The following is a 2196-nucleotide window of genomic DNA, read 5'->3' on the forward strand; positions in this document are numbered from 1 at the left end:
TTATAAGCAATTGCCTGCCAATATATGAAATATTTATCTAATATGCGTCACAATTAATACTGCCACCAAAATTCATTGATAAACTACAATCTCTTGTAGGTCTACTGTAGTCAGGGACAGCCAATTGTGGCACCTTGGATCTTAGTGGCTAGAAGCACCTTGGAACGAACGGGAATAAAGGAACTTCCACTATGCTGATTTGCCCTCAGTGTAAATTTGAAAACCCCAATAGCAACAAATTCTGTCAAAACTGTGGCACGTCCCTGACTCACAAGGTCTGTCCTGAATGCAGTACTGATGATGTACCTGTGAATGCACTACGTTGTCATAACTGTGACACGGAATGTGGAACAGTGTTTTGGGCAATTATTGCTAAGGAAACTACTGGCGAAGCTTTGGGAGTAGAGGAGGATGTGGGAGATGAGGGAAATGAAGGAGTAATATCTTCCTCATCTCCTCTATTCCCTAGTTCTCAGATTGCATTAGGCTCCTATTTAGACTCCCAAGAGCGCTATCAATTGTTAGATCCGCTACCTGCCCAAACTGAAACTGCCACCATTACTGATGTAAGTGTCAGAGTTTTAGACTGTCAACCGTATCAAATATCACCAATCGAGGCAATGCTAGCAAGTCAGGAATCCGATTTGCTAACCCCATCAGTGGAAACAACTGGAATTCCTAGCCTTGCTAAACTTTATATTGCTTTACAATCCCAAGGTGAGCGGGGGATACCGCCGATTCACGATGCATGGCAGCAGGGTGATATACAGGTAGTAATAATCGAAGATCGCTCGAATTGGCAGTATTTACTTGACCTCTGGCAACAAGAAACAACAAGTTCGTTCAAAATTTTACACTGGTGTTATGAAATGACCCAACTTTGGGCAACATTAGAACCAGTAAATTGTCGCCAAAGCCTTTTAGATTTGTCGAATTTGCGATTGGATGAAGACCAAACGCTGGCGTTACAAAGGTTGTATGTGGAATCATCAAATTCTTTGCTTGTAACTGAGTCGCCAGAAGATGCCCAAGCCCAAACATCTGCCATTTCAGAAGAGCCATTAACTATCCAAGCTTTGGGACGGGTTTGGCAAGCGCTATTTAGGCAGTCTCAACGGACTCAATTTGGCTCTGTAGTCCAGATGTTGGGGGATTTAGAGGTAGGTAAGATTGAGACGATGGCACAATTGCGATCGCGTTTGGAGGAAATCTCTATTGAACTGGAAGCACTACCAAGCGCAACTTTGCCCCCAATAAAGGAGAAAAATACTGCTGTGTCCACTATCCCGCAATCAGATGAGCCAGAAGATATCATTAGCAAAACTGATGATATGGCAACTGTTGTGTTAGCGATGCAGTTAAGTAGCTTAGAAGATGCAGGACGCACAGATGTGGGGCGTCAACGTCATCATAACGAAGACTACTTTGGTATCGAAACCACAAGTCATAAACTGGAGTTTCCCAAAAGTCGAGTCTTGGAAGGGCGTGGTTTGTATATTCTCTGTGATGGTATGGGTGGACACGCTGGCGGCGAAATAGCCAGTGAGTTAGCAGTCAACACCCTACGGCAATACTTTCAAGAACACTGGATTGCCAACCAGCTGCCAACAGAAGATAGCATTCGTGAGGCAGTGTATTTAGCGAACGAGGCAATTTACAAGCTGAACCAACAAGATGCCCGTTCTGGAGTGGGGCGTATGGGTACAACTCTGGTAATGCTGTTAATTCAAGATACTCAAGCAGCAGTTGCTCATGTGGGAGATAGCCGTCTCTATCGCCTGACGCGCAAGCAAGGGCTAGAACAAGTGACAGTAGATCACGAAGTAGGGCAACGAGAAATTAATCGAGGAGTGGAAGCAAGCATAGCTTACGCCCGTCCAGATGCCTACCAACTCACCCAAGCCTTGGGGCCTCGTGATGAAAACTCGATTAATCCCGATGTCGGCTTTTTCGAGATCAATGAAGATACTCTTTTGCTGTTGGCATCGGACGGTTTATCTGATAATAATTTACTAGAAACTCATTGGCAGACTCACTTAGAACCCTTACTTAGTTCTAAGGCTAACTTAGAACAGGGCGTTACAGATTTAATTGAGTTGGCCAATGAACACAACGGTCATGACAACATTACTGGTATACTAATTCGGGCAAAAGTACGCCCAAATTTGGAAAGTTAATCATAAATGGGCATGGGGC

At 44.3% G+C, this 2196-nt stretch carries 1 protein-coding gene; it reads left to right on the forward strand.

Annotated features, from left to right (window positions below):
- Positions 1 to 191: 191 nt before the first annotated feature.
- The gene (locus RMX98_RS36165; RefSeq protein WP_322680195.1) at positions 192 to 2177 is read left to right on the forward strand and encodes a serine/threonine phosphatase; all 1986 of its coding nucleotides are present in this window, start codon (positions 192 to 194) and stop codon (positions 2175 to 2177) included.
- Positions 2178 to 2196: the final 19 nt, after the last annotated feature.

Source organism: Nostoc sp. DedQUE02, from assembly GCF_034531035.1.
Taxonomy (GTDB): domain Bacteria; phylum Cyanobacteriota; class Cyanobacteriia; order Cyanobacteriales; family Nostocaceae; genus Nostoc.